The following is a 21,569-nucleotide window of genomic DNA, read 5'->3' as shown; positions in this document are numbered from 1 at the left end:
AATCACTGACCGCCACCGCCCGCCAGCCGGATCGATCGTACGAACTCAGAGCACGACGTTCTGGTTTTTGATTCAAGGGGAGCGGTATGGGGAGCTACAAGCAACACGCGCTGTACACGGCGATTTTGTCGGCCAATTTGCTGACCGCTGTGGGTTTCAATCCCGTCTTTGCGGCCGAAACGTCCGCCACCGATACACCCAAGCTCGACACTGTGATCGTCACCGGTACCCGCGCCCAGGAGCGTACGGCCAGTGCTTCGCTGTCACCGATCGATGTGATTTCCGGCGATACCTTGCGCAGCACGGGTTCCGATGAGTTGGGCGCGGTGTTGGCGCGGCTGATTCCGTCGATCAATTTCCCACGCCCAAGCCTGGTGGACGGCGCCGAACTGGTGCGCCCTGCGCAATTGCGCGGCCTGTCGCCGGATCAGGTGCTGGTGCTGGTCAATGGCAAACGTCGCCACACCAGCGCCTTCGTTAACCTGGGTGGGGCGGTGGGCCGTGGCTCTGCACCGGCGGACTTGAACGCGATCCCGCTGTCGGCGGTGGACCATATCGAAGTGCTGCGCGACGGCGCGTCCGCCCGCTATGGCTCCGATGCGATTGCCGGGGTGATCAACGTGATCCTCAAGCACGCCGACCAGGGCGGCTCGATCTCCACCAAGTTCGGCGAGTACAAGAAGGGCGACGGTATCCAGCGTAATGTCAGCGGCAATACCGGCCTGGCGCTGGGCGACAACGGCTTTATCAACCTGTCGGCCGAAGGCGCCGATAACGATTACACCAACCGCGCCGGCAATGATTACCGCCCAGCCAGCATCGGTTCCACCACCTACGGCCAGCGCGTGTTCCGCCAGGGCGAGCCGGCCACCGATGAAGGCAAATTCCAGTTCAACTCGGAATATGCCTTCAACGATGCCGCCGAGTTCTACAGCTTCGGTGGCTACAGCAAACGGCGCGGGGAGACGGCAGCGTTTTACCGGGCGAGCAACGCCTCCAACAACATCGCGGCACTCAACCCCAACGGCTACCTGCCGCTGATCAAGGGCAACCTGGAAGACACCTCGCTGGTGGTGGGCCTGCGCGGGCTATTGGCCTACGACTGGCATTACGACCTGTCGGCCAACTACGGCAAGAACCAGTACGAGCTGGGCACCGAAACCATCAACACGTCCCTGAGCCTGGCCACGCTGCGCAAGTTCAACAACGGCACCCTGAGCAACGATCAGAAGCAGATCAGCCTGGACCTGTCGCGTGAGTTCGACGTGGGCTTCCTGCCTTACCCGGTCTCCGTGGCCTTTGGTGGCGAATACCTGCACCAGGGTTACGAGATCGAAGCGGGTGAGCCGGCGTCCTACTTCCAGACCGGCAGCTCCGGCCTGGGCGGTTTCCGCGATGCCGACGCCGGTACGAGCACGCGGCATAACTGGGCGCAGTACCTGGACCTGGAAACCAATTTCACCGAAAAACTCAGCGCCTCCGCCGCCGTGCGCCATGAGGACTACAGCGACTTCGGTTCCAACGTCAGTGGCTCGCTGTCGGCCCGCTACGACTTCACCCCGCAGGTGGCCTTGCGCGGCAGTATTTCCAATGGTTTCCGCGCGCCGTCCCTGGCCCAGCAGAACTTTGCCTACACCTCATCGCAACTGATCGGCAGTACCGTCCAGGAAGCGGGCACCTTCCCGGCCAACAGCCAGGTGGCTCGCTTGCTCGGCGCCGAAGACCTCAAGGCTGAAAAGTCCCGCAACTACAGCCTCGGCCTGGTGCTGGAGCCTGCCGATGACCTGACCGTGACGCTCGATGTGTACCGTATCGACATCCGCGACCGCATCAGCCTGTCGTCAAACCTGAACCTCAACCCGGCGGCGATTGCCTACCTGCAAGCCAATGGCGTGGGCAACATCAACTACACCAGCGCCCGCTACTTCACCAACGCGACTGACACCAGCACCGACGGTGTCGACCTCGTGGCCAACTATCGCTACCAGTTCGATAACGGTATCCGCTGGAACAGCACCGTGGGCTATAACTACAACCACACCAAAGTCACCGACGTAAAAGCCAACCCGGCGATTCTCGACAGCCTGGGTGTGAACCTGTTGCGCGTGGACCGTCGCGAGCGTATCGGGTTGCTCGGCGATACCACGCCACAACATAAGCTGAGCCTGGGTAACGACTTCACCTTCGGCCGTTGGGCGCTGCACAGCAACCTGGTGCGCTATGGTGAATTCACCAGCTACCAGGCAGACAAGGTCAATGACCAGACCTTCAAGGCGGCCTGGGTGCTGGACCTGTCGGCAGACTACACGCTGAAGAACTGGACCTTCACCCTGGGCGGCGACAACGTCACTGATAAGTACCCGGAGAAGGTCAACGCCTTCGCCAGCAGTGGTGGCAATTTGGCCTATAGCACTTTTTCGCCGTACGGTTACAGCGGCGCGTTCTATTACGGTAAAGTTGCCTATAACTGGTAAGAGCACAGGAGACCTAAGCGATTTGCCATGACCGCCATTGAAACCGATCTTTTGCAATTGGCTTACCCTCCGCGACTCGATCTTGGGCCGCAACTCACTCACGAACAATTGATGAGCTCGATGCAAGCCACCATGGCTCGGCATAAGGGTGGGCCGGTCTGGCTGTTTGCGTATGGTTCGCTGATCTGGCGGCCTGAATGCTCGTCGACCGAGCGCGTGCGGGCGCGGGTTCACGGTTATCACCGGGGCCTGTACCTGTGGTCTCACGAGCATCGGGGCACGCCGGAGTTGCCGGGGCTGGTGTTTGGTCTGGACCGTGGAGGCTCTTGCAGTGGGTTCGCTTACCGCTTGCCGGAAGATCAGCTGGAGGCCTCGCTTTATGCCCTGTGGCAGCGCGAGATGCCTTACCCCTCCTATCGGCCGCACTGGCTCAGTTGCCGTCTTGAGGATGGCAGTACCGTGCAGGCGCTCGGGTTTGTATTGGAGCGACACCTGCCCAGCTACGCCGGCAACCTGCCCGACATCGTGCTGAACCATGTGTTGCAAAGCGCTTGCGGGCGTTACGGCACCACTCGCGATTATGTCGAGCAGACCGTCAACGCCCTGCGTAGCCACGCCATGCCAGATAAAAACCTGGAGGCGCGGCTCAAGCGTTGTGCAAAGGATTGCTCAGGCGATTAACGCGCCGAGCTGACGCTGTTGGTGTGCCACAGCGTGGGGATCAGGAAGGCGATCGCCAATACGCACGCGCCAATCAGCAGCACAAAACCACCGTCCCAGCCGAAATGGTCCACGGTGTAGCCCATGGCCGCGCTCGCCGCCACCGAGCCGCCCAGGTAACCGAACAGACCGGTGAAACCTGCCGCGGTGCCGGCGGCTTTCTTCGGTGCCAGTTCCAGCGCTTGCAGGCCGATCAACATCACTGGGCCGTAGATCAGGAAGCCGATGGACACCAGCGCGATCATGTCGACCATCGGGTTACCCGGCGGGTTGAGCCAGTACACCAGGGTCGCCACGGTCACCAGCGCCATGAACACGATACCGGTCAGGCCACGGTTGCCACGGAAGATCTTGTCCGACATCCAGCCGCACAGCAGCGTGCCTGGGATACCCGCCCATTCGTAGAAGAAGTACGCCCAGGATGATTTATCGACCGTGAAGTGCTTGGCTTCCTTGAGGTAGGTCGGTGCCCAATCCAGTACGCCGTAGCGCAGCAGGTAGACGAAGACGTTGGCGAAGGCGATGTACCACAGCATTTTATTGCGCAGCACGTACTTGACGAAAATTTCCTTGGCGCTGAATTCGTCTTCGTGGCTGGCGTCGTAGCCTTCCGGGTAATCGTTCTTGTATTTCTCAATCGGCGGCAGGCCGACCGACTGCGGCGTGTCGCGCATGGTGATGAAGGCAAACGCTGCCACTGCCAAGGCCACTGTCGCCGGTACATAGAACGCCGCATGCCAGTCGTTGAACCAGGCCATGCCCAGCAGGAACAGCGGGCCGATCAGGCCGCCGCCGACGTTATGCGCCACGTTCCACACCGACACCACACCACCGCGTTCTTTCTGCGACCACCAGTGCACCATGGTGCGTCCGCTCGGCGGCCAGCCCATGCCCTGGGCCCAGCCATTGATGAACAGCAAAATGAACATCATGGTCACGCTGGACGTCGCCCAAGGTGCGAAACCGAAAATGAACATCACCCCTGCTGAAACCAGCAGGCCGAAGGGCAGGAAATAGCGCGGGTTGGAGCGGTCGGACACCAGGCCCATGAGGAATTTGGACAGGCCGTAGGCAATCGCGATGGCGGACATCGCCAGGCCCAGTTCGCCACGGGTGTAACCCTCGTCGATCAGGTACGGCATGGCGAGGGAGAAGTTTTTGCGCAGCAGGTAGTACCCGGCGTAACCGAAGAAAATACCGGCGAAGATCTGCCAGCGCAGGCGTCGGTAGGTACTGTCTATTTTTTCTTCAGGCAGGGGCGCCTGATGTGCGGCAGGACGAAAGAAAGCAAACATTCAAGGGCTCCAGATTTCTTGTTTTGACTGCGGATGCGAATGTTACAGTTTCGTTACCGAAAATAGCATCGCCTCTTGGTGGCAAACACAGGAAATGGGCGCAATTGCATGTTCTCTTATGAACATGTCGCTAATAGACAAGTGCGGGTCGTGATTGAGTTCTTCAGGGTGATGGAGATCCAAATGTGGGAGGGGGCTTGCTCCCGATAGCGGTGGCTCAGTCGACAGATTCAGTGACTGACACCCTGCAATCGGGAGCAAGCCCCCTTCCACCTGTGAGCGCATTTCACATCGCTCAGCGCGTTTGGACCACGACCTTGCCCACCGCCTTGCGCTGCCCCAGGTCATTGATCGCCTGGGCGGCTTGTTCCAGCGGATACACCTGCGACACCAACGGCTTCAACTTGCCCTCGGCGTACCAGCCGAACAATTGCTGGAAATTCGCCGCATTGTCCTGCGGCTGCCGCTGGGCAAATGAACCCCAGAACACCCCGACCACCGCCGCCCCCTTGAGCAGCGCCAGGTTCACCGGCAGCTCCGGGATGCGCCCGCTGGCGAACCCCACCACCAGCAAGCGGCCGTTCCAGGCGATGGCGCGGATGGCCTGGTCAAACAGGTCGCCTCCCACCGGGTCGTAGATCACATCGGCACCGTTGCCGTCGGTCAGGCGCTTGATCTCGTCTTTCAGGCTGGTTTCGCTGTAGTTGACCAGCTCATCGGCGCCGGCGGCCTTCGCCACCGCCAGTTTGTCGGCGCTGCTGGCGGCAGCGATCACCCGTGCGCCCATGGCCTTGCCGATTTCCACGGCGGCCAGGCCCACGCCTCCGGAGGCGCCCAGGACCAACAGGGTTTCGCCGGGTTGCAGGTTGGCCCGTTGTTTCAGCGCGTGCATGGACGTGCCGTAGGTCATGCTGAACGCGGCGGCCGTGTTGAAGTCCATGCTCGGCGGGATCGGCAGCACGTTATAGCCCGGCACCGCGACCTGTTCCGCAAAGCTGCCCCAGCCGGTCAGCGCCATGACCCGGTCACCAACTTTGAGGTGGCTGACTTTTTCGCCCACTTCACTGACCACGCCCGCCGCTTCGCCACCCGGCGAGAACGGGAAGGGCGGCTTGAACTGGTACTTGCCCTCGATAATCAGGGTGTCCGGGAAGTTGACCCCGGCGGCATGCACGTCCAGCAGGATTTCGTTCTTCTTGATCGCCGGGCTGGCGATCTCTTCCAGCACCAGGGTTTCGGCGGGGCCGAAGGCTTTGCACAGCACAGCTTTCATCGGACTATTCCTTTTGGCGTCGTGGCCGATAAGTGTAGGAGGGTATGCCCCTGGGTCAACGAGCATGCCCGGGCCTGATAAGTCGCCATAAGCTTGTGCTCTGCCTTGCTAGCGTTATGCTACCCGGCAACCGAATGTGAGGAATGAACTGTGAAAGCGTGGATCCTATTGATGCTGGCCCTGACCTTGCCGATGGCAGCCCAGGCCGAAGAGGCCAAAGAAGGCGAGGCGCCGAAAGTCAGCTATATCAGCCTGAGCCCGCCGTTCGTGGGTAACTATGGCCTGGATGGCACGGCGAAGCTCAAGGTGTTCAAGGCCGACATCGCCCTGCGCGTGACCGGCACCGAGGCGGCAGCACTGGTCAAAGCCAACGATCCATTGATCCGCAACCAGCTGGTGGCACTGTTCACCCAGCAGACCAACGAGGCCATGAGCACCGTTGAAGGCAAGGAAAAGCTGCGCCAGGAAGCGTTGAAGCAAACCCAGCAAGTGATGAACGACGAGACGGGCAAGCCGGTGGTGGAAGACCTGTTGTTCAACAACCTGATCATCCAATAAGTCGCTACGCAACTATCGGGGGCAAGCCCCCTCCCATAGTTGGAATGCGATCAAATGTGGGAGGGGGCTTGCCCCCGATGACGGCGGTACAGACGCCTCAGGACGCCAGGCTCTTCCTGAACCGCGCCAACGCCACCGCAAAAAACACCAACCCAATCCCCGCCAGCGCCAGCAAGTCCGGCCACACCACGCTTACTCCCGCATCCCGAAACAGAATCGCCGCGCTCAGACTCACAAAATGCGTCGACGGCGAGCCCTGCATTATCCACTGCAGCCACTCGGGCATGCTGTCCAGCGGCGTGCTGCCGCCTGAGAGCAGCAGCATCGGGATGATCACCGGGATTGCCAGCAAGCCGAACTGCGGCGTCGAGCGGGCGAGGGTGGCGAGGAAGATGCCCAGCGCGGTGCTGGCAAACAGGTACAGCGCCGTCACGAACAGAAACAAGCTCAGCGACCCGGCCAGCGGTACGCCGAGTAGGCCTTTGACCACTACTTCCAGCGACAGCCAGGTGCACAGCACCACCACGAGCATGTTGCTCCAGATTTTCGCCAGCATGATTTCCAGCGCCGTCAGTGGCAGTACCAGCAGATGGTCGAGGGTGCCGTGCTCGCGTTCGCGCAGCAGCGCCGTGCCGGTCAGCACGATAGCCAGGATGGTGATGTTGTTGACGATCTGGATCACCGCCAGGAACCAGCCACCTTCCAAGTTGGTGTTGAACAGGGCGCGGGTGGTCAGCAACGCGGGCGCCTGGCCGGCGGCATCGGTTTGTCCGCTGTTGCTCAGCAGTTCGCGTTGAAATATCCGCCCAATGTAGCCCGCGCCCATGAACGCCTGGCTCATCGCCGTGGCATCCACATTCACCTGCACGCCCGGCTGGCGCCCTGCCAACAGGTCGGCCTGGAAGTTCGCTGGCACATTGATCACGAAGGTGTATTCGCCGCTGTCCATGACCTTGTCCAACTGGTCATAGGGTAACGGCACAGGCGCTTGGAACTCGGGCGGCTGCAACGCCTCGGCCATTTGGCGTGAGAGTGAGCTGTGGTCTTCGTCCACAAACGCCACGCTGGCGTTGTGCACGCCGATCACCGAGCCGGCGGCGGGCATATAGATGGCGACGGTGAAGGCGTAGAACAGAAACAGCAACAACACGCTGTCGTGTCGCAGGCTGGTCAGCTCCTTGATCCCCAGCCGCAGGATGTGTGCGAACGTGTGCATCAGGCCTCCTGCTTCTTGAGCATGATCAGGCTCAGCCCGGTAAACCCGACGAAAAACCCGAACAGCGCCAGGCATTGCGGCCACAACTGGCGCAGGTCCAGGGCCTTGGTGAACGTGCCCACGGCGATATCCAGAAAGTGCCCGGCCGGAAACAGCATGCCCATCAATGCCGCCGCTCCTTCCAGTGACGAGCGTGGCACGATCAGCCCGGAGAACTGGATCGTCGGCAGGCTGGTGATGATCATCGTGCCGAGGATCGCCGCGATCTGCGTACGGGTGAACGCCGAAATCAGCAGGCCCATGCTGGTGGTCGCCAGCACGTACAGCAACCCGCCGAACGCCAGTGTCAGGCCGCTGCCCTTGAACGGTACGCCGAACAACCAGCGGTTCATCGCCACCAATACCGCCAGGTTGACCAGGCTGACGGCCAAGTAGGGCGCTTGTTTGCCAAGCAGGAACTCCAGGCGGGTCAGCGGCGTGGCGTAGAAGTTGGTGATCGAGCCCAGTTCCTTCTCGCGCACGATGCCGAGGGCGGTGAGCATCGCCGGGATAAACGCCAGGATCAGCGCCATCACTCCTGGGCCGATGGCGTTCACGCTGACCACGTCCTGGTTATAGCGAAAGCGCGTCTCCAGCCTGGCGGCGGTCAGGTCGTTGCGGGGCAGGCTGCTCAGTTCGGCCAGTTGCGCAAGGTTGCCCTGGTGTACGGCCTCGACGTAGTTGCGGCTGGTTTCCGCGCGAAACGGCATGCCGCCATCGAGCCACGCGGCCACTGTGGGCTGGCGACCGGCGTACAGGTCGCGGCCAAAACCGGGCGGAATCTCCAGGGCCAGTTTGATTTCCGAACGTTGCAGGCGTCGGTGCAATTCAGTCGAATCCTGAATGGGCGACTGCTCGGCGAAATAGCGTGAGCTACGAAAGGCTTCCAGGTAGGCGCGGCTTTGCGGCGTCTGGTCCTGGTCGTAGACGGCGAACGCGAGGTTTTCCACGTCCAGGGAAATGCCATAGCCGAAGATCACCATCATGAACATCGCTCCCAGCAGCGCGAAGGCCATGCGCACTTTGTCGCGCAGCAGTTCCTTGCCTTCGCGGCTGGCCACGGCCAACAGGCGAGCGAGGCTGAATCCACGCTTGCTCACGGGCGGTGCGCTGGTCGCGCTGACGGTTGCGGTGGCTGCAGCGGGCTCGGCTTCGCCCTGGGCCTGTTCCAGGCAGGTGACGAACGCGGCTTCCAGCGTGTCACCGTGAAATTGCCGTCGCAGCGCATCCGGTGTATCGCAGGCCAGCACCTTGCCCGCATGCATCAGGGAGATGCGATCGCAGCGCTGGGCTTCGTTCATGAAGTGGGTGGACAGGAAGATGGTCACGCCTTGTTCGCGGGATAGCTCGATCAGCAGCCGCCAGAAATCATCTCGCGCAGCCGGGTCGACGCCCGAGGTGGGCTCATCGAGGATCAGCACTTCCGGGCGATGCAATACGGCCACCGCCAATGACAGTCGCTGACGCAGGCCGAGAGGCAGTTCACCGGACGCTTGCTCGGCGACGTCAATGAGATCGAAGCGTTGGATCAGCTCGTCAATGCGCGGACCGCTATCAGCTGTGGGCAAGTCGAACAATTGCGCATGCAGCACCAGGTTCTGGCGCACGCTGAGTTCGCCATACAGCGAGAAGCTTTGCGACATGAACCCCACGCGCTTGCGGGTGGCCAGGTCCTTGGCATTGACCGGGTTGCCCAGCAGCGTCGCACTGCCCTCAGTGGCTGGCATCAGCCCGGTGAGGACTTTCATGGTGGTGGTCTTGCCGCAGCCGTTGGAGCCGAGGAACCCGAATATTTCACCTCGGCCGATGGCGAAGCTGACGTTGTTGACTGCGGTGAAATCGCCGAAGCGCAGGGTCAGGTCGTGGGCTTCGATGGCGATGTCGGTGTTGTCGCCTTCGCGCGGCGGAATCACCAGCGGTTGGTTGTCGTGGGCGCTGTCACCCTGGAAGTGGGTGAACGCCTCGTCCAATTTGCCGCTGGATGTTGCGCCAGCCAATTCACTGCTCAGGCCGTCGGCGATCAACTTGCCGCGATCAAGCATCAGGCAATGCTCGAACTGCTCGGCTTCCTCCATGTATGCCGTGGCCACCAGCAGCGTCAGTTGTGGCCGCTCGCTGCGTACACTGTCGACCAATTCCCAGAAGCGTCGACGTGACAACGGATCGACGCCAGTGGTGGGCTCGTCGAGGATCAACAGGTCGGGGTCGTGGATCAGCGCGCAACACAGGCCAAGCTTCTGTTTCATACCGCCAGACAGCTTGCCGGCCGGACGGTCGGCGAAGCGTGCGAGGTCGGTGGCCAGCAGCAGGTTGTGCATGCGCTGGTCGCAATCGGCTTTCGACAGGCCGAACAACGTGGCGAAGAATCGGATGTTTTCGCGGATAGACAGCTCGGGGTACAGGTTGCCGCCCAAACCCTGGGGCATAAAGGCAATGCGTGGGTACAGGCTGTTGCGGTGACGGCGGTCTTCGATGGCGCCGCCGAGCACATGCAACTGGCCATCCTGAAGCTTTTTAACCCCGGCGATCAAACCCAGCAGGCTCGACTTGCCCGCGCCATCCGGACCGATCAACCCGCAGCGCGTACCGGCCGGCAGGCTGAAAGTGATGTCGACCAGTGCCTGCTGCTTGCCGTAGCGATGCTTGATCCCCGTGGCCTGCAGCGCCAGGGCGGTCATTGCAGGTTGGCCGGCCAGTCAGTGTCAGCCGTGCGCACATAACCTGCGCCGGGCATGCCCGGTTTGGCTTGGGGCACGGCGCTGGGCTGGGTGAGGCGCAGTTTGACGCGGAAGACCAGTTTCTGGCGTTCGTCGCGGGTTTCCACCTCTTTGGGGGTGAACTGGGATTTGGCGGCGACAAAACTGATCTTGGCCGGCAGTGGCTGGCCGGGCAGGGCGTCGAGCAGGATACGCGCGTCGCTGCCGACGGTCAGGCGACCGGTGACGGACGCGGGCAGGTAGAGGTTCATGTATTGATCATTGGGATCAATCAACAGCAGTACGCGCCCACCCGCGCCCAGCACCTCACCTGGCTCGGCCAGGCGCAATTGGATAATGCCGTCGATGGGCGCGCGCAGGCTGCTGTCGTCGATTTCGCTGGTAAGTTGAGCCACCTGGGCTTGGGCGGCTCCGATGGCGGCCTTTCCCGAGTTGACCTGCGCTTGGGCGGCAATCACTGCCGCATTGCCGGTGTTTTGCCGCGCTTGCTGCTGGTCGATCAGCTGGCTGCTGGCGAAGCCGCGCTTGTACAGCTCTTGGGTGCGCTTGAGTTCCTGGTTGGCCAGCAGTTGCTCGCTCTGGCGCAGTTGCACATTGGCTTCGGCGGCGGCGAAGTTTTCCTTGGCGCGCAGTACTTCGGCTTCGGCTTGGGCGCGCTGGGCTTCGAGGGTGCGCGTGTCCATGCGTGCAAGCAATTGGCCCTTGAGCACCTTGTCGCCCTCGTCAACCCGCACTTCGGCCAGGCGTCCGGGGATCTTGGCGGCGATCTGCACTTCGGTGGATTCCAAGCGGCCATTGCCCATGCCGATGCCTTCCGGCAGGCGGTCCTGGGTGGAGCGCCAGTAACCAAAGCCACCGGCACCCAACAACAAAGCGATGAGTGCGACGGCGAAAAGACGGGAGGTATGGTGATTCGTCGACATGGCGGCTTCCTGCGGCATTAGCGTCCTAGTTTGAGCGGTTTGCCCCGACGGGGCGTTGATACCCGTCAGTTAAAGCAAGTTGATTACTGCAGCCCATTGCTCGGGCGTGACGGCCATCACCGACAGCCGGCTGCCTTTTTGCACCAGGGGCAGTTCGGCAAGGGCGGTTTGCTGCTTCAGGAAACCGAGGCCGAGCACTTTGGGAAAGGTCTGGACGTGGGCCACGTTGATCGCACTCCACGGGTTTTTCTCCGGGGTGGCCTTCGCGTCGAAGTAGTGGCTTTGCGGCTCCAATGCAGTAGGGTCCGGATAGGCCGCCTCGACGATCTTGCCGATACCGGCAATACCCGGTTCCGGGCAACTGGAGTGATAAAAGAAAAATTCGTCACCCACCGCCATGGCGCGCAGGAAGTTGCGGGCCTGGTAGTTACGCACCCCGTCCCAGCGCGCTTCACCGAGCTTTTCCAGACCGTTGATGGAGAGTTCGTCGGGCTCGGATTTCATCAGCCAATAGGCCATTTTGGGGCTCCTGAAAAAGGCATTGGGCAAGTTGTCAGGCAATTTGATGACAAACCGACAGTCGGTTGGCGTCAAGGTTTGCGTGTTGGTTCACGTTACCGCAAAATGCCGGCCTTTAAGCTTGACGCAGCTGCAACGGACTACTTTGGAACGTTGTTGTCATCGTGTACGAGGTGCCTGAAGGGGGGCAATCGATGCAACGTAAACCGGATTTACTATGGATTTTGGTGATTTTGTTTGGTCTGGGCGTCGTGACCACCGGGTATGCGCAAAGCTTGTGGTCGAACAAGACCGATGCGCCGGTTGAACTGTCACCCGTGCAGCAGCAATTCAAGCGTTAACACGGCTTCAAGGCGCCGCTGATTCCAGTGGCGTCTCTGCGATATACCACTGCTTATCCGTGACGGTGCCAGCCAGCGGCACATCCCAACTCGCCTGCACCAAACGCTCGACCTTCTGACATTCATGGGCCAGGCCCAGCAGCGTCGGTTTGCGCCAGCTTTGGCGGCGCGCCAGGTATGCCAGGCTGCGATCGTAAAACCCGCCGCCCATGCCCAGGCGTCCCCCCGTCTCATCAAACCCCACCAACGGCAGCAGCACCAGGTCCAGCGCCCAGACCTTGCGTTGGCGGCTGATATTCACGCGTGGCTCCAGGATGCGAAAGCGATTGGGCAGCAGCTTTTCCCCAGGCCTTACCCGTTGGAACACCATCTTGGTCCGTGGCCAGGCGCTGAGCACCGGCAGGTAGGTGGCCTTGCCACGGCGCTGGGCGGCGCGCAGCAGCAGGCGCGGATCGATTTCACCGTCCGTCGGTAAATACAAAGAGATATGTTTGGCGCGGCGAAACAGCGGGTGCTGTGCCAGTTGCCGATACAGGCCGTGGGCGGCCTTGCGCTGCTCGCTCGGCGTGAGGGCGCGGCGGGCATTGCGCAACATGCGTCGAAGTTGCGGACGGGAAAGCGGCGCAGGTTCGGTCATGGTTTCGGCTCATAAAACAATGCCAGTCCGAGGACTGGCATTGAGTTTGGGAATTCAGGCTCCCCGACAGAGCCGCTGTCGACTTAGCCCTTGAACCCGAAAGTTCAAGGTGGAAGATGCAGTAGGCTTTAAGGCTTTCCGTCTAGCGGACATGCACACCAGCCCAACGTGCAACTTCCAGGGTAGTGCGAATCGGCTCAGGGACATCGCCGACTGGCAAACACGCCAGGGAGTGGGGCGAGTATACCCCAAACAGTCGCGGCAATCAGCCCTTGGGTGCGTCTGAGTCGCTGGAAAGCACCAGATCCACGCGTTCCAGCAGGTCACGCACCTGCTCACGGGTGGAGCCGCTGGCCTGCACGTCAGGGCGTTCCTGCTTATGCAGCAAATCGTGGGTGATGTTCAGTGCGGCCATCACGGCGATGCGGTCTGCGCCGATGACTTTGCCGCTGCTGCGGATTTCACGCATCTTGCCATCCAGGTAGCGGGCGGCGCTCACCAGGTTGCTGCGCTCTTCCTGGGGGCAGATGATCGAATATTCTTTATCGAGGATCTGCACGGTGACGCTATTGCTTGAACTCATGAGTCTTGCTCCAGGGCCTTCAGGCGCGAAATCATCGATTCGACCTTACGCCGGGCGATTTCGTTTTTTTCAATGAGGTGAGCGCGTTCCTCGCGCCAGGTCTTTTCCTGAGCTAATAGGAGTCCGTTTTGACTCTTAAGTTGCTCGACCCGAGTAATTAGCAATTCGAGTCTGGCCATCAGCGCTTGCAGGTCGGTGTCTTCCATTGGGTTCCACTGGATTTGTCTGATGAATGGCAACTGCAGGATAAACGATCTGACGCCCTTGATAGTCTTGGTACGTCTGCCGGTGCTAGGATACAGCGCTCCATTCTAGACATTGCGCCGTCTGGCGCCTAGCTCACCATGCCTATTCAGAACTCCCCGTACGACGCTTTTTCCAAACTGCTGAGCACCAGCGGCCACCCATGCTCGCCTGCCGAACTGCACGGCGTGTTGCTGGGCCGCAGCTGCACCGGCGTTGGCTTTGATGCCGACAACTGGCTGGCTGACGTGGCCGAGCTGCTGGAAACCGAACCGACCGACAACGTGCGCAACGCGCTGATCGGCCTGCAAGAGATGGTCAAGGGCGAGCTGACCGGTGACGACGTCACCGTGGTCCTGCTGCTGCCGACCGACGACGCGCCGCTCACCGAGCGCGCGGCTGCACTGGGCCAATGGTGCCAGGGCTTCCTCCACGGTTTCGGCGTGAACGCCGGTGGCCTGGAACTGAGCACCGACGCCAAGGAAGTGCTGCAGGACCTGGCAGCCATCTCCCAGGTGCAGGACGCCCTGGAAGAGTCCGAAGACGGCGAAGGCGACTACATGGAGGTGATGGAGTACCTGCGCGTTGCGCCGCTGCTGCTGTTCACCGAGACCAAGAAGTCCGCTGAGCCTGCTGCACCCAAGCCGTCGCTGCACTAAGAAAGGAAGCCAATCTGCCCATGATCCATATCCCCAAAGCGGAATACACCCGACGCCGCAAGGCGCTCATGGCGCAGATGGAACCCAACAGCATCGCGATCCTGCCGGCCGCCGCCGTGGCGATCCGCAATCGCGATGTCGAGCACGTGTACCGCCAGGACAGTGACTTCCAGTACCTGAGTGGTTTCCCCGAGCCGGAAGCCGTGATCGTGTTGATGCCCGGTCGCCAGCACGGCGAGTACGTGCTGTTCTGCCGCGAGCGCAATGTCGAACGCGAGCTGTGGGATGGCCTGCGCGCCGGCACCGAAGGCGCGATCCGTGACTTCGGTGCCGACGATGCCTTCCCTATCACCGATATCGACGACATCCTGCCCGGCCTGATCGAAGGCCGCGACCGGGTGTACTCGGCGATGGGCAGCAACGCCGAATTCGACCGGCACCTGATGGAGTGGATCAACGTGATCCGCTCTAAAGCGCACCTGGGCGCCCAGCCGCCGAACGAATTCGTTGCCCTGGATCATCTGCTCCACGACATGCGCCTGTATAAATCGGCGGCAGAGCTGAAGGTGATGCGCGAGGCGGCCCGAATCTCCTGCGCCGCCCACGTGAAGGCGATGCAGGCCAGCCGCGCCGGTTTGCATGAGTTCAGCCTGGAAGCAGAATTGGACTATGAGTTCCGCAAGGGCGGCGCAAAGATGCCGGCCTACGGTTCCATCGTCGCCGCCGGGCGCAACAGCTGCATCCTGCATTACCAGCAAAACGACGCGCTGCTCAAGGACGGCGACCTGGTGCTGATCGACGCCGGTTGTGAGATCGACTGCTACGCCAGCGACATCACCCGTACCTGGCCGGTCAACGGCAAGTTCTCGCCGGAACAGAGGGCGATCTACGAGATTGTGCTGGCCTCCCAGGAAGCCGCCTTCGCCGAAATCGCCCCGGACAAACATTGGAACCAGGCCCATGAGGCCACGGTGCAGGTCATCACCGCCGGGCTGGTAAAGTTGGGCTTGTTGCAGGGCGACGTCGACGAGTTGATCGCCGGCGAAGCCTATAAAGCCTTCTACATGCACCGCGCCGGCCATTGGCTGGGCATGGATGTGCATGACGTGGGCGAGTACAAAGTGGGCGGTGAATGGCGTGTGCTGGAAGTCGGCATGGCGTTGACCGTGGAGCCGGGGATCTACATTTCGCCGGACAACCAGAACGTGGCAAAGAAATGGCGTGGCATTGGCGTACGCATCGAGGACGACGTGGTAGTGACCAAGCAAGGCTGTGAAATCCTGACCGGCGGCGTGCCCAAGACTGTCGCCGACATCGAAGCGCTGATGGCGGCTGCCCGATGAGCCGGGTCAACCTGGCCATTATCGGCGGTGGCTTGGTAGGCGCCAGCCTGGCGCTGGCGTTGCAGGCCGGGGCCAAGGCCCGTGGCTGGAAGATCGTGCTGATCGAACCCTTCGCGCCGGGCGACAGCTACCAGCCGAGCTACGATGCGCGGTCTTCGGCGCTGTCCTATGGCGCCCGGCAGATCTATCAGCGCCTGGGCCTGTGGCAGGACATTTCCCGCCGTGCCGAGCCGATCAAGCAAATCCACGTGTCGGATCGTGGGCGTTTCTCCACCGCACGGTTGTCTGCCATGGAGGAGGGCGTGCCGGCCCTCGGTTACGTGGTGGAAAACGCCTGGCTGGGCCAATGCCTGTGGCAAGGCCTGGACAAAGACGTGGTCAGCTGGCGTTGCCCGGCGGAAGTTACACGCATGGAGCCGCTGGCCGATGGCTACCGCCTGACCCTCAACGATGAAACCGTACTGGAATGCGACCTCGCCGTACTGGCCGATGGTGGCCGCTCCGGACTGCGCGAACAGCTGGGCATCGGCGTGAAAACCCGCCCGTACAACCAGAGCGCGCTGATCGCCAACATTACCCCGAGCGAGTCTCATAACGGCGAAGCCTTCGAACGCTTTACCGATGAGGGCCCGATGGCCCTGTTGCCGCTGCCGGACAACCGTTGCGCCCTGGTCTGGACCCGCATCGGCATGGACGCACAGCGCCTGGCCAACCTCGACGAACGCAGCTTCTTGAGTGAATTGCAGGGCGTGTTCGGCTACCGCCTGGGCACCCTCAAGCAAGTCGGCGCCCGCCATCTGTACCCTCTGACCTTGGTCGAAGCCGAAGAGCAGGTGCGTTCCCACCTGGCGATCCTCGGCAACGCCGCCCACAGCCTGCACCCGATTGCCGGGCAAGGCTTCAACCTGTCCCTGCGCGATGCGAATGCCTTGGCCGAGGCCTTGCTGGCCGGGCCGCAAGTGCCGGGTGACCTGGCGACCTTGCAGGGCTATCGCGAACGCCAGCGCTTGGACCAGAAACTCACCGTGGGCTTCTCCGACCAGGTCACGCGCCTGTTCGGCAGCGCCCAGCCGCTGGTGGCGCTGGGCCGCAACATGGGCCTGCTGGGCCTGGACCTTTTGCCACCGGCCAAACGCTGGTTCGCCCGTCAGGCCATGGGCCTGGGCACGCGTCCCGATGCGTAAGTGGTTGATCGAGCGCCTGGGCAAGGCGCGGTTATTGCGCTGGATCATGACCCTGTATCCGCCGTACTTGGGGGCGGGGGTCAGCGTCCGGCACATGAGCGCCGATTTCCGTCACGTCAAAGTGCGCATGGGTCTGGGCTGGTACAACCGCAACTATGTCGGCACGCAATTCGGCGGCAGCCTGTATTCGATGGTTGACCCGTTCTACATGCTGATGCTGATGGAGAACCTGGGCCGCGACTACATTGTGTGGGACAAGGCCGCGAGCATTGACTTCGTGTCGCCGGGCAAAGGCCCGGTGTATGCCGAATTTTCCATCGACGAGGCCTTGCTGGACGAGGTCCGTCGACACACCGAAGGGGGCGAGAAGTACCTGCCCCACCTCAAGGTGCAGATTCATGACGGCTCCGGCACCCTGGTGGCGCGGGTCGAAAAAACCCTTTACGTGCGGCGCAAGCCGCCAGTGAGACAGGCTTAAAGCATGGACATGCGCGCAGATGTGCTGATTGTCGGGGCCGGAATGGTCGGAAGCGCCTTGGCGCTTGCGTTGCAGGGCAGTGGCCTGCAGGTGCTGTTGCTCGACGGCAGCCCGTTGAGCGTCAAGCCGTTCGACCGTGATGCGGCCTTCGAGCCCCGGGTGAGCGCCTTGTCGGCCGCCAGCCAGCGCATCCTCGAGCGCCTGGGCGTGTGGGACGGTATCGTCTCGCGGCGCGCCAGCCCCTACGGCGAGATGCAGGTGTGGGACGGCAGTGGCACCGGGCAGATCCACTTTTCGGCGGCCAGCGTGCATGCCGAGGTGCTTGGGCACATCGTCGAGAACCGCGTGGTTCAGGATGCCTTGCTCGACCGCCTGCATGACTGCGACCTGGGCCTGCTGGCCAATGCCCGCCTGGAACAGATGCGCCGCTCCGGCGATGACTGGCTGCTGACGTTGGCCGATGGCCGTAAGTTGCGTGCGCCGCTGGTGGTAGCCGCCGACGGCGCCCACTCCGCCGTGCGCCGGCTGACCGGCACCGCGACCCGCGAATGGGATTACCTGCATAACGCCATCGTCACCAGCGTGCGCAGCAGCCAGCCGCACCAGCGCACGGCGTGGCAACGGTTTACCGACACCGGGCCGCTGGCGTTTTTGCCGCTGGTGCGGGATGGGCAGGAGGATTGGTGCTCGATCGTGTGGTCGACCACGCCGGCCGAGTCCGAGCGCCTGATGGCGTTGGACGATGAAAGCTTCTGCGGTGAACTGGAGCGCGCCTTTGAAGGGCGGTTGGGGACCGTGGTGAGCGCCGACCCGCGTGTGTGCGTGCCTTTGCGCCAGCGTCACGCCAAGCGTTACGTGGCTGAGGGCCTGGCGTTGATCGGAGACGCGGCGCACGTGATACACCCGTTGGCGGGGCAGGGTGTGAACCTGGGTTTCCTCGATGCGGCGGTGTTGGCCGAGGTGTTGTTGGCGGCAACCGAGCGTGGTGAGCGGCTGGCGGATGTGAAGGTGCTGAGCCGTTATGAGCGTCGGCGCATGCCGCATAACTTGGCGTTGATGGCGGCGATGGAGGGTTTCGAGCGTCTGTTCCAGGCCGATCAACTGCCGTTGCGCTGGTTGCGCAATGCTGGCTTGAAGATGGTCGACCAGATGCCTGAAGCCAAGGCCGTGTTTGTACGCCAGGCGCTGGGCCTGACCGGCGATCTACCTGACCTGGCAAAACCCTGACATTGACGCCCGGTCCCCTGTGGGAGCGGGCTTGCCCGCGAAGAGGCCATCAGCTCCACCGCAAAAAGCTGACTATGCAACATCTGGTAACGCCTCCACCAAGCGCCACTAAATGCCAGTCCTTATCATTTGCCCTCTTTTTGCAAATGAGAGACCGCCCCCATGTTGGCACCCAAGCGCCTCCTGACTGCCCTGGCACTCACCTTGATCGGCAGCACGACCTTGCAGGCCGCCGACGAAGTGGTGGTCTACTCCTCGCGCATCGACGAGCTGATCAAGCCGGTGTTCGATGCCTACACTCAGAAGACTGGCGTGCAGGTGAAGTTCATCACTGACAAGGAAGCCCCGCTGATGCAGCGCATCAAGGCCGAGGGCGAGAACGCCACTGCCGACCTGCTGCTCACCGTGGATGCCGGCAACCTCTGGCAGGCCGAGCAAATGGGCATTCTGCAACCCTTCACCTCCGCGGTCATCGACAAGAACATCCCCCTGCAGTACCGCTCTTCAAAGCACGCCTGGACGGGCTTGAGCCTGCGCGCGCGGACCATTGCCTACTCCACCGACCGGGTAAAACCGGGTGACCTCACCACCTACGAAGCCCTGGCCGACAAACAGTGGGAAGGCCGCCTGTGCCTGCGTACGGCGAAAAAAGTCTACAACCAGTCGCTGACCGCCACCCTGATCGAAACCCACGGCGCGGCCAAGACCGAGGAAATCGTCAAGGGTTGGGTCAACAACCTGTCCACCGACGTATTCTCCGACGACATCGCCGTGCTCGAAGCCATCAATGCCGGCCAGTGCGATGTGGGCATCGTCAACACCTACTACTACGGCCGCCTGCACAAGCAGAAGCCGGACCTGGCGGTGAAGCTGTTCTGGCCGAACCAGGGCGACCGTGGTGTGCACGTGAATTTGTCGGGCATCGGCCTGACCAAACACGCGCCGCACCCGGAAGCCGCCGAGGCGCTGGTGGAATGGATGACCACGCCTGAGGCGCAGAAGATCTTTGCCGACGTGAACCAAGAGTTCCCGGCCAACCCGGCGGTACCGCCGTCGGCCGAAGTGGCGACCTGGGGCAAGTTCGTGGCTGATACCTTGCCGGTGGAAGTGGCGGGCAAGCGCCAGGCTGAAGCCATTCGCCTGATGGATCGCGCTGGCTGGAACTAAGTACCTCTGCCGGGCACCGTAGATCCAAATGTGGGAGGGGCTTGCTGTAGTGACCGGGCTTCCTGTGATGAGCGAGCTTCCTGTGGTGAGCGGGCTTGCCCCGCGCTGGGCTGCGGAGCAGCCCCAAGGTTCTGCAGTGAACCCGTCGGGGGCAAGCTCCCTCACCACAGCAAGCCCCCTCCCACATTGGGTTGCGGCGATTTCAAGCTATTCATTCACTGAGAACTGACTTTGGCCCACCCCGCCCAACGCCGCTGGTACCTGCCGGTCTTTACCGTCGCCGCCCTGGTGCTGCTGCCGCTGAGCGTGCTGTTGCTGTCCTGGCAGAGTATCGACGCGCAAATCTGGTCTCACCTCTGGGAAACCCAGATGCCCCGCCTGCTGGGCAACACGCTGACGCTGGTGCTGGGTGTCGGTGTTGGCGTAACCCTATTAGGCGTGAGCCTGGCCTGGCTCACTAGCCTTTGCGAATTCCCCGGCCGACGCTGGCTCGACTGGGCGCTGATGCTGCCCTTCGCCATACCGGCTTATGTGCTGGCGTTTGTATTCGTCGGCTTGCTGGACTTCTCAGGGCCTGTGCAAACCCTGCTGCGCGAATGGTTCGGCACCGGCCTGCGTCTGCCACGGGTGCGCTCCACCAGTGGTGTGATCATCGTCCTCGTGCTGGTGTTCTACCCCTACGTCTACTTGCTGGCGCGCTCCGCGTTCCTGGCCCAGGGCAAAGGCCTGATGGAAGCAGCGCGGGTGCTCGGCCAATCGCCGTGGCGAGCGTTCTGGCACGTGGCACTGCCCATGGCGCGGCCGGCGATTGGTGCCGGGGTGGCGTTGGCATTGATGGAAACCCTGGCGGATTTCGGTGCAGTCTCGGTGTTCAACTTCGACACCTTCACCACGGCCATCTACAAGACCTGGTACGGCTTTTTCAGCCTTTCCAGCGCCGCCCAATTGGCCAGCCTGTTGCTGCTGGTGGTGATGCTGGTGCTGTACGGCGAACGGCGTGCCCGGGGCGCGAGCCGACCGAGCAATGAGCGGCCACGGGGCCAGGCGCTGTATCAGCTGCGCGGGTTCAAGGCGGCGGCGGCCAGTAGCGGGTGTGGGCTCGTGTTCGCCTGTGCGTTTGTCATCCCGATGCTGCAATTGTTCGCCTGGTTCTGGCAGCGCGGCCGCTTCGATCTGGATGAGCGTTATTCCGGACTGATCCTCCACACCCTGTACCTGGGTGGCATCGCTGCCCTGATCACCGTCAGCGTGGCACTGGTGCTGGCCTTCGCCAACCGCCTGGCGCCGACACGGGCGATCCGCTCCGGCATCAGCCTGGCCAATGTCGGCTATGCATTGCCGGGCTCGGTGCTGGCAGTGTCGATCATGTTGGCGTTCAGCTACCTGGACCGTGAACTGGTGGTGCCGCTGTCCGGCTGGCTCGGTGGTGCGGGCAAACCGTTGCTGTTGGGCAGCCTGTCGGCGTTGGTGCTGGCGTATCTGGTGCGATTCCTGGCGGTGGCCTACGGGCCGTTGGAAAACAGCCTGGCGCGTATCCGGCCCTCGTTGCCGGAAGCGGCACGCAGTCTTGGCGTCAGCGGTCCACGACTGTTTTGCAAAGTGTATCTGCCGTTGTTGTTGCCGGGCACCTTGAGCGCAGCGTTGCTGGTGTTCGTCGACGTGCTCAAGGAAATGCCCGCTACCCTGCTGATGCGCCCGTTCGGCTGGGACACGCTGGCGGTGCGGATCTTTGAAATGACCAGTGAAGGCGAGTGGGCCCGGGCGTCTTTACCTGCGCTGACCCTAGTGCTGGTGGGCCTGTTGCCGGTGATCGGGCTGATCCGACGCTCCGCCCGGCAAATCGGTTAGGTGCCAGTCCTACGGCTTGCGGCTACAATGCGCGGCATTCGGTGCGGTCCGTCTTTCGGATCGAGTCGCTGGACGTGGCTGCAGGCCTTGTAATTCAAGGTGTCCGGCACGAACAGCGATGCTGC

Annotated in this window: 20 protein-coding genes and 1 other RNA gene; 11 read left to right on the top strand and 10 right to left on the bottom strand. The window is 62.2% G+C overall.

Annotated features, from left to right (window positions below; translation table 11 throughout):
• The first annotated feature begins 86 nt into the window (after positions 1 to 86).
• Positions 87 to 2,474 carry a TonB-dependent receptor plug domain-containing protein gene (locus AO064_RS19855; RefSeq protein WP_064054382.1) on the top strand — a complete coding sequence of 796 codons (2,388 nt, stop codon included), beginning with the start codon at positions 87 to 89 and terminating at the stop codon, positions 2,472 to 2,474.
• A 27-nt stretch (positions 2,475 to 2,501) separates the two neighbouring features.
• A complete protein-coding gene (locus tag AO064_RS19850; RefSeq protein WP_015886454.1) occupies positions 2,502 to 3,155 on the top strand; it encodes a gamma-glutamylcyclotransferase in 654 nt (217 codons plus the stop codon).
• On the opposite strand, the gene glpT is transcribed toward AO064_RS19850, so the two are convergent.
• Together glpT and AO064_RS19840 are read right to left on the bottom strand one after the other, a co-directional pair.
• The gene (gene glpT, locus AO064_RS19845) at positions 3,152 to 4,489 is read right to left on the bottom strand and encodes a glycerol-3-phosphate transporter (RefSeq protein ID WP_015886453.1); all 1,338 of its coding nucleotides are present in this window, start codon (positions 4,487 to 4,489) and stop codon (positions 3,152 to 3,154) included. The two genes, AO064_RS19850 and glpT, sit on opposite strands and share 4 nt — an antisense overlap.
• A gap of 295 nt (positions 4,490 to 4,784) precedes the next feature.
• Positions 4,785 to 5,762: an NADPH:quinone oxidoreductase family protein gene (locus tag AO064_RS19840; protein ID WP_064054381.1), complete on the bottom strand. Its 978-nt coding sequence runs from the start codon at positions 5,760 to 5,762 to the stop codon at positions 4,785 to 4,787.
• Positions 5,763 to 5,912: 150 nt separating this feature from the next.
• Here AO064_RS19840 and AO064_RS19835 point away from each other — a divergent pair, with 150 nt between their 5' ends.
• The gene (locus tag AO064_RS19835; protein WP_015886451.1) at positions 5,913 to 6,320 is read left to right on the top strand and encodes a flagellar basal body-associated protein FliL; all 408 of its coding nucleotides are present in this window, start codon (positions 5,913 to 5,915) and stop codon (positions 6,318 to 6,320) included.
• Between the two features lie 97 nt (positions 6,321 to 6,417).
• On the opposite strand, the gene AO064_RS19830 is transcribed toward AO064_RS19835, so the two are convergent.
• From AO064_RS19830 to AO064_RS19815, 4 genes are all read right to left on the bottom strand, one after another.
• A complete protein-coding gene (locus AO064_RS19830; RefSeq protein ID WP_064054380.1) occupies positions 6,418 to 7,536 on the bottom strand; it encodes an ABC transporter permease in 1,119 nt (372 codons plus the stop codon).
• A complete protein-coding gene (gene rbbA / locus AO064_RS19825; protein ID WP_064054379.1) occupies positions 7,536 to 10,253 on the bottom strand; it encodes a ribosome-associated ATPase/putative transporter RbbA in 2,718 nt (905 codons plus the stop codon). Before rbbA ends, AO064_RS19830 begins: the two co-directional genes overlap by 1 nt.
• Complete coding sequence (locus AO064_RS19820) at positions 10,250 to 11,215, bottom strand: HlyD family secretion protein (protein ID WP_046035028.1); 966 nt, start codon at positions 11,213 to 11,215, stop codon at positions 10,250 to 10,252. Before AO064_RS19820 ends, rbbA begins: the two co-directional genes overlap by 4 nt.
• A 69-nt stretch (positions 11,216 to 11,284) precedes the next feature.
• Complete coding sequence (locus AO064_RS19815) at positions 11,285 to 11,734, bottom strand: EVE domain-containing protein (RefSeq protein WP_064054378.1); 450 nt, start codon at positions 11,732 to 11,734, stop codon at positions 11,285 to 11,287.
• Positions 11,735 to 11,928: 194 nt separating this feature from the next.
• Between AO064_RS19815 and AO064_RS30960 the strand changes: the two genes are divergently transcribed.
• Positions 11,929 to 12,075, top strand: coding sequence for a hypothetical protein (locus AO064_RS30960; RefSeq protein WP_015886446.1), 147 nt, complete (start codon positions 11,929 to 11,931; stop codon positions 12,073 to 12,075).
• Positions 12,076 to 12,082: 7 nt separating this feature from the next.
• On the opposite strand, the gene AO064_RS19810 is transcribed toward AO064_RS30960, so the two are convergent.
• The 4 genes from AO064_RS19810 to AO064_RS19795 all read right to left on the bottom strand — a co-directional run bounded on the left by AO064_RS19810 (position 12,083) and on the right by AO064_RS19795 (position 13,501).
• The gene (locus AO064_RS19810) at positions 12,083 to 12,712 is read right to left on the bottom strand and encodes a 5-formyltetrahydrofolate cyclo-ligase (RefSeq protein ID WP_064054377.1); all 630 of its coding nucleotides are present in this window, start codon (positions 12,710 to 12,712) and stop codon (positions 12,083 to 12,085) included.
• 56 nt (positions 12,713 to 12,768) lie between these two features.
• Positions 12,769 to 12,947: non-coding RNA, 6S RNA (gene ssrS / locus AO064_RS19805), on the bottom strand.
• Between the two features lie 30 nt (positions 12,948 to 12,977).
• Positions 12,978 to 13,295, bottom strand: a complete 318-nt coding sequence (locus AO064_RS19800; protein WP_010207385.1) for a cell division protein ZapA — start codon at positions 13,293 to 13,295, stop codon at positions 12,978 to 12,980.
• Positions 13,292 to 13,501 carry a TIGR02449 family protein gene (locus AO064_RS19795; protein ID WP_007982902.1) on the bottom strand — a complete coding sequence of 70 codons (210 nt, stop codon included), beginning with the start codon at positions 13,499 to 13,501 and terminating at the stop codon, positions 13,292 to 13,294. The genes AO064_RS19800 and AO064_RS19795 overlap by 4 nt, the downstream gene beginning before the upstream one ends.
• A gap of 138 nt (positions 13,502 to 13,639) precedes the next feature.
• Here AO064_RS19795 and AO064_RS19790 point away from each other — a divergent pair, with 138 nt between their 5' ends.
• From AO064_RS19790 to AO064_RS19760, 7 genes are all read left to right on the top strand, one after another.
• Entirely contained in the window at positions 13,640 to 14,197 is a 558-nt protein-coding gene (locus AO064_RS19790) for a YecA/YgfB family protein (protein ID WP_015886444.1), read from the top strand.
• Between the two features lie 20 nt (positions 14,198 to 14,217).
• Positions 14,218 to 15,540 carry a Xaa-Pro aminopeptidase gene (gene pepP, locus AO064_RS19785; RefSeq protein ID WP_064054376.1) on the top strand — a complete coding sequence of 441 codons (1,323 nt, stop codon included), beginning with the start codon at positions 14,218 to 14,220 and terminating at the stop codon, positions 15,538 to 15,540.
• On the top strand, positions 15,537 to 16,724 hold the full coding sequence (gene ubiH, locus AO064_RS19780; RefSeq protein ID WP_015886442.1) for a 2-octaprenyl-6-methoxyphenyl hydroxylase: 1,188 nt from the start codon (positions 15,537 to 15,539) through the stop codon (positions 16,722 to 16,724). Before pepP ends, ubiH begins: the two co-directional genes overlap by 4 nt.
• Positions 16,717 to 17,202 carry a DUF4442 domain-containing protein gene (locus AO064_RS19775; protein ID WP_064054375.1) on the top strand — a complete coding sequence of 162 codons (486 nt, stop codon included), beginning with the start codon at positions 16,717 to 16,719 and terminating at the stop codon, positions 17,200 to 17,202. The genes ubiH and AO064_RS19775 overlap by 8 nt, the downstream gene beginning before the upstream one ends.
• A gap of 9 nt (positions 17,203 to 17,211) precedes the next feature.
• Complete coding sequence (locus AO064_RS19770) at positions 17,212 to 18,429, top strand: 2-octaprenyl-3-methyl-6-methoxy-1,4-benzoquinol hydroxylase (protein ID WP_163825876.1); 1,218 nt, start codon at positions 17,212 to 17,214, stop codon at positions 18,427 to 18,429.
• A 162-nt stretch (positions 18,430 to 18,591) separates the two neighbouring features.
• Positions 18,592 to 19,596, top strand: a complete 1,005-nt coding sequence (locus AO064_RS19765) for an extracellular solute-binding protein (RefSeq protein ID WP_064054373.1) — start codon at positions 18,592 to 18,594, stop codon at positions 19,594 to 19,596.
• A 231-nt stretch (positions 19,597 to 19,827) separates the two neighbouring features.
• Positions 19,828 to 21,444, top strand: a complete 1,617-nt coding sequence (locus AO064_RS19760; RefSeq protein ID WP_064054372.1) for an ABC transporter permease — start codon at positions 19,828 to 19,830, stop codon at positions 21,442 to 21,444.
• Positions 21,445 to 21,569: the final 125 nt, after the last annotated feature.

It is taken from the genome of Pseudomonas marginalis (genome assembly GCF_001645105.1).
Taxonomy (GTDB): domain Bacteria; phylum Pseudomonadota; class Gammaproteobacteria; order Pseudomonadales; family Pseudomonadaceae; genus Aquipseudomonas; species Aquipseudomonas petroselini.
This window is presented reverse-complemented; position numbering and strand designations above follow the sequence as displayed.